Raw genomic sequence first — 6327 nt, 5'->3', positions numbered from 1 at the left:
CCACGTCCGCCGTGTCGTGGTGGAACCAGTCCGTGAACGCCATGAAACGCAGCCACCGGTGGTCGGCGGCGTGCCGTACCGCCTCCATGAACGGGATGCCGTCGGGCAGCCCCATCAGCGCGTACAGACTGTTCCAGGCGTGCAGTCGAGCGTACGCGGCACCTTGCCCCTGACCGTTCACCCCGCCGTTGTGCGCTGCCGCGAACAGTTCGTTGATCACGTCGTCGGGCGCGGTGAGGCAGGTGACGGCACCGCCCCGGCGCGTGCCCTCGCCCTCCAGACACTCCAGAGGCAGTTCCCTGATGAACGCGATGGTGAAGTCGTCCGGATCGAGCGGGCTCGGCAGCGTGAAGAAACGCGCCTCGGGCTCGCGGGACCAGCCACTGACGGTGAAGGGCTGGGCAGCCCTCCCCGCGCGCCTGGCGTCGGCGCTTTCAACGGCCGTACGCCCGGCTGCCGCACCACTGTCGGTGGGGGGAACCTCCGGGAAGCGGGACCGCAGTTGGTCGGGGGTCTTCACGGACCCGAGACCCCGGACGCGAACCCCGAACCGATGCTCGATGTCCAGGCGTGTCCTCGGCAGCCGGGCCAGCGGGTGCCCCAGCTCGCGCAGCCTCTCCGCGTAAGCGTCCGGGGCGGGCCGACCACGCCCCGCCCCGATCACGGCGAGCTCGCCGAGGATGCAGGCCCGCACCTCCACCGCGGGGTCATCGAGCCCCTCCGGCAGCTCCCCGAACAGGGCTTCCAGATCACGCGGTTGCTGAGTCCTGACCAGCTTCTCGGCCACCGAGCGCCGCAGCCGGTCGACTTCCTCCCGCCGCCCGGGCCCGAGCGGCACCAGTAGCCCCACAATGTCCACGGCGAACCTCGCACAGTCCCGGGAGCGCGTGTCGGCGAGGGCGTCGGCGATCCGACCTACGACCCGCGCTGCGGAGGGCTCCTCGGGCCCTGCACCGAACGTCGTGCGACACAACTGCCGCGCCGCTTCGTACAGTTCCGCCGGGCGTGACTCGGCCAACTGCTTCAGCTCCGCCGGGCTGGACCGCTCCCAGCGGAGCTGGCGGGAAGCAGCATCGCCGGGGGGCACATCGTTGTCGTTCACGCCCGAAGTCTACGAGCAGGGATCGAGTAACTTTGCTGAGGCATACGCGCCTTGAGTGAACTTGAGTGAAGCAGTGCGACGGGGGACGAAAGTGGGATATCGGCCGACGGACTGGCACGTTCTCGACCTGGACAAGGACCCGACGCCGGGCGACCCGACCCGGGTGCGGTCGCTGGCGAGGACCCTGCACGACTTCGCCGACGACGTCTCGGAAGCACTGCGGCTGGTGAAGGGGATGGCGGGGGAAGACGCCATTCTGACGTCGGTGGGCAAGACCGCCGATGTCTTCCGGGACGAGTTCTCCAGCGTTCCGAAAAACCTGCAGAAGCTCAAGAAGTCCTACGACCTGGCCGGGGACGCGCTCGCGGGGTACTGGCCGCAGCTTGAGCGCGCCCAGGCGCTCGCGGACAGGGCACTCGCCAAGGGGCGGGAGGCGCAGGCCGATCTCTCGTCCGCCAAGTCCCGTCTGTCGTCCGCCGATTCGTGGATGAGCCGGGCGACCAAGGAGGCCGACAAGTACAAGGACGACCCGACCGGCGGGAAGGGCGTCGAAAAGCCCGACGAGGCGAAGGTGCGGGCGGCCACCCGGGACGCGCAGAACGCCGAGTCCGCGCGGTCCTCGGCCCAGTCGGACGTCACCTCGGCCTCCAACGCGCTGGACGCGGCGAAGAAGATGGCCGAGGACGCGCGGCGGATGCGCGAGGAGGCCGCTGGGGACGCCAAGCGGAAGCTGGACGAGGCCTCCGACGCCGGTATCCAGAACCGCAGTTGGTACGAGGAGATCGGCGACTGGGTCTCCGACAACTGGGACACCATCGTCGCGGTGTGCAAAATCGTCGTCACCGTCGTCGGCGTCGTCGCAATGATCATCGGCGGGCCGATCCTCGGTGCGATCGTCCTGATCGCCGCGCTCGTGGTCCTCGCCGACACTCTCAACAAGTACGCGAAAGGCCAGGCCTCCCTGTGGGACGTGGGCTTCGCCGCCCTCGACTGCATACCCGGCGGCAAGGGCATCACGTCACTCGGCAAACTCGCCAAGGGGATGAAGGGCCTCGGCAAGACGGGGCTCAAGGGCATGGCCACGGCACTGAGGGGCGGGCTGCGCCGGGGAGCGGACGACGCGGTGGGGGCGAGCAAGCCCGCCAAGACGCGCTGCAAGAACGGTGACCCGGTCGACATGATCTCCGGCGAGATGCTCATGGAGGAGACCGACGTCGAGCTCCCCGGCCTCTTCCCACTCGTCCTGCGGCGCACGCACCTCTCGACCTACCAGTGGGGGCGCTGGTTCGGCCCGTCCTGGGCCTCCACGCTCGACGAGCGTCTCGAACTGGACAGCGACGGCGCCGTGTTCGCGGCGGACGACGGCATGATCCTCATCTACCCCGTGCCCACACCCGGCACGTCGGTCCTGCCGCTGGAGGGTCCACGCTGGCCGCTCGACTGGGACGGCGCACCCGGTGCCCCCATCCGCGTCACCGATCCCGCGACGGGTCACACCCGGCACTTCGCCCCGCTCGGCAGTGCCGCAGCCGTCCACGACACGTTCGTTCTCCCGCTGGCCGCGGTGACCGACCGCAGCGGACGGCGCATCGACTTCGACCGGGACGAGAACGGCTCCCCCACCGCCGTCCGCGACTCCGCCGGCCGCCACCTGCACATCGACACCGAGGACGGCCGCGTCGTCGGGCTGCGGCTGCGCAACGAGGAGGACGGCCCCGACGGCACGACACTGCTGCGCTACGGATACAGCCCCGACGGGCACCTCACCGAGATCCGCAACTCCAGCGGCCTTCCGCTCAGGCTCACCTACGACGAGCGTGCGCGCATCACGTCATGGACCGACCGCAACGGCTCCTGGTACCGCTTCACGTACGACGACCAGGACCGCTGTATACGGGGGGAGGGCGCCGGCGGGTACCTCTCCTGCGCCATCGCCTACGACGCGGAGGCCCGAGAGACGCGCTACACCGACTCGCTGGGCCACACCACCGTCTACCGGCACAACGAACGCCGTCAGCTGGTCGCCCAGACCGACCCCCTCGGCAACACCACGTACGCCGAGTGGGACCCGTACAACCGACTGCTCTCCCGAACAGGCCCGCTCGGCCACACCTCCCGCTTCACCTACGACGACCGCGGCAACCTCACCTCGGTGCTCCGGCCCGACGGCACGGCCACCACCGCCGAGTACGACGCCTTCGACCGCCCGCTGACGATCACCCTGCCGACCGGCGGCCGACGCGGGTACGCGTACGACGAGCAGGGCCGCCCGACGGCGACGGTGGCCCCCGATGGCACGGTCACCAGGTTCGCCTACGACGCGTCCGGCGGCCTCCTCTCCGTCACCAACGCCCTGGGAGCGGCCCACGAGGTCGAGCCGGGCCCGCTGGGCCTGCCCGCCTCCACCACGGCGCCGCTGGGCGGCACCACGCGCGTCGTTCGCGACGCCTTCGGGCGCATCACCGAGACGGTCGACCCCACCGGCGCGAGGACGCGCACGACCTGGACCGTGGAGGGCCGCCCCGCCGAACGGGCCATGCCCGACGGGCGCAGCGAAAGCTGGTCGTACGACGGCGAAGGCAACACGGTCCGCTATACCGGCCCCGATGGCCGCAGCGTCACGCACGCCTTCACCCACTTCGACCGCCCCGTCGCCCGCACGGACGCGGACGGCTCGATTGTGCGCTTCGTCTACGACACCGAACTCCGCCTCACCTCCGTGACGAGCGCGTCGGGCGCGGTGTGGTCGTACACGTACGACCCGGCGGGCCGGCTCGTGGCCGAGACCGACTTCAACGGCCGTACGGTCTCCTACTCCTACGACGCGGCGGGCCGTCTGACCAGCCGCACCAACGGCGCAGGCGAGATCACCACCTACGTGCGCGACGCCTGCGACCGGGTCGTCGAACGGCACTCCGGGGACGCGGTCACGACGTTCACCCACGACGCCGCCGGCCTGCTGGTCGGGGCCGTCACCCCCGACACGGTGCTCACCCTCACCCGGGACGCGGTCGGTCGTGTCGTCGCCGAGGAGTGCAACGGCCGCGCTCTGCACACGACGTACGACATCCTCGGCCGCCGGGTGGAGCGACGCACACCGTCGGGCACCGTCAGCCGGTGGGAGTGGGATGCGAACAACCGCCCCACACAGGTTCAACTCGCGGGCAACGCGCTGTCCTTCGGCTACGGGGCCTCCGGGCACGAGACCGAGCGGCGGCTCGGCGGGACGGCCGTATTGTCCCAGGAGTGGGACGCGGGCCACCGCCTGACGGGCCAGACGGTCACGCAGGGCGCGGGCCTGTCCGACGAACGGTCGGAACGGTTGCTGCACCGCGCGTACTCCTACGGCCAGGACGGCAACCTGACCGCCATCGAGGACCAGACCTACGGCACCCGCCGCTTCACCCACGACCGTCTGGGCCGGGTGGAGACGGTCTCTGCCACCGGGTGGTCGGAGCGCTACACCTACGACGCGGCAGGCAACGTCAACCAGGCCGACACCCCCGAGGGCCCGCAGGCAGAACGCGTCCACGACGGCACGGTCGTGCGCCGGGCCGGCCACATCACCTACGTCCACGACGCCCAGGGACGCCTCGTCCGGCAGTCGCGCAGACTGCTGTCCGGCGGCGCGCGGGAGTGGACATACACATGGGACGCCGAGGACCGCCTCACGCAGGTCACCACCCCGGACGGGCGCTGCTGGGCGTACGTCTACGACGGCCTGGGCCGACGCGTCGCCAAGCAACTCCTGTCCGACGACGGCCACCGCGTGATCGAGGAGACCGTCTTCACCTGGGACGGCTCACACCTGGCGGAACAGGCCGACGCGACAGGCAACGGCGCGACGAGAAGCTGGGAATGGGCCCCCGGCACCAACCGCGCGCTGCTGCAGCTCGACGAGAACCGCATCAATCCCGGCCTCGACCTCGACCAGGACGAGGTCGACCGCCGTTTCTACGCCATCGTCACCGACCTGGTCGGCACCCCGACCGAGCTGATCGACGAGGAGGGCCGGGTCGCGTGGCGCGCCCGAACCACCTTGTGGGGCACACCGTTCGGCGCCGGGAGGAACGATCCGGACAGCCCGATCGACTGCCCTCTCCGCTTCCCAGGCCAGTACCACGACGCCGAGACCGGCCTGCGCTACAACTTCCGGCGCTACTACGACCCCGAGAACGCCCGCTACATCAGCCCCGACCCCTTGGGCCTGGCCCCCGCCCCGAACCACCACGCATACGTCACCAACCCCCTCCGCTTCACCGACCCCTTGGGTCTGGTGAGCTGCGAAGGCAGCAACCACGGAATCAGCACGGACCGCGAGAACCACATCGAGGGTCAGCACGGCCCCGGCGCGCAGGACCGGGTACGGGAGTCAGCCGATCCCACCGGCCCGGAACCCTCACTGCCGGGTGAGTTCTACGACGACTTCCTCTGGGACGGCGAGGACTTCGTACTGGGCCGACGCCTCATGGCGGGCGTCGACGGAACCCCGGCCATCCCCAACCCCCGAGCCCGAGCCGGCCAGAACACCCACCTCCACCGCTTCGACCACGGCAGCCCTGTCGGTATCAACGGCAGCGGGCGGGAGACGAGTGTCGTCGAGGTCGTCATCCGGGACGGCAACATTCATACGGCCTATCCGGTGTGAGGGGCCCCAAGAAGCGATGCTCTGCGAAGGCCGACGAGCGAGAGCTGATCACCCAGATGTGCCCCGTCCGACCCGCCCACGGGCGGAGGGGGACAGGGCGCCTTCTTGCTGCGAAGGCCTTGTCAGGCCTGCGACTCGTTGATCACGTCGTCGGGGGTGACAGTGATGATCGCGACCGCGGGCGGATACGGCTGTGGCGCATACGCGTACACGACGGTCGGGCCCGGCATGTCCTCGCGTGGTTCCAGCCGGGTCCGGTAGACGACTGTGCCGCCGTTACCGTGCACCAAACCACGCCGGACTCCGAGCTTGGGATTGTCCTCCAGCTCCAGTCGCAGTTCTTCGACAGCCTGCTGAGCGGCCGCACCGAGTGTCTGAAGGCGTTTCGCCGCCGAGGACGTGATCACGGCGATGGCTCGACTCACTCCTGCTTGCCTTTCTTGATCTCAGCAATGAGGTCGAGCCCCTTCTGAAGCGCATCGTCGAACGGGAGTGTCTAATCAACGGCGGATCTACTGGTCAAAGGGCTGTCCCGTAACTGCGGGTCACGGGTGAGATGATCTTGATGTGGCTGGTG

The 6327-nt window shown here is 69.9% G+C and carries 3 protein-coding genes; 1 reads left to right on the top strand and 2 read right to left on the bottom strand.

The window, feature by feature from the left end:
- The coding region (locus RB628_RS38975) for a DUF6183 family protein (protein ID WP_318325389.1) at window positions 1-1102 on the bottom strand (1102 nt) is incomplete at its 3' end.
- Window positions 1103-1193: 91 nt separating this feature from the next.
- Between RB628_RS38975 and RB628_RS38970 the strand changes: the two genes are divergently transcribed.
- A complete protein-coding gene (locus RB628_RS38970; protein ID WP_318325388.1) occupies window positions 1194-5750 on the top strand; it encodes a DUF6531 domain-containing protein in 4557 nt (1518 codons plus the stop codon).
- A gap of 122 nt (window positions 5751-5872) precedes the next feature.
- On the opposite strand, the gene RB628_RS38965 is transcribed toward RB628_RS38970, so the two are convergent.
- Complete coding sequence (locus RB628_RS38965) at window positions 5873-6175, bottom strand: hypothetical protein (protein ID WP_318325387.1); 303 nt, start codon at window positions 6173-6175, stop codon at window positions 5873-5875.
- Between the last annotated feature and the right edge of the window lie 152 nt (window positions 6176-6327).

The organism is Streptomyces sp. ADMS, assembly GCF_033441795.1.
In the GTDB taxonomy this organism is placed as follows: domain Bacteria; phylum Actinomycetota; class Actinomycetes; order Streptomycetales; family Streptomycetaceae; genus Streptomyces.
Note: the sequence above shows the minus strand (reverse complement) of the source record. Positions and strands in the feature narration are given on the sequence as shown.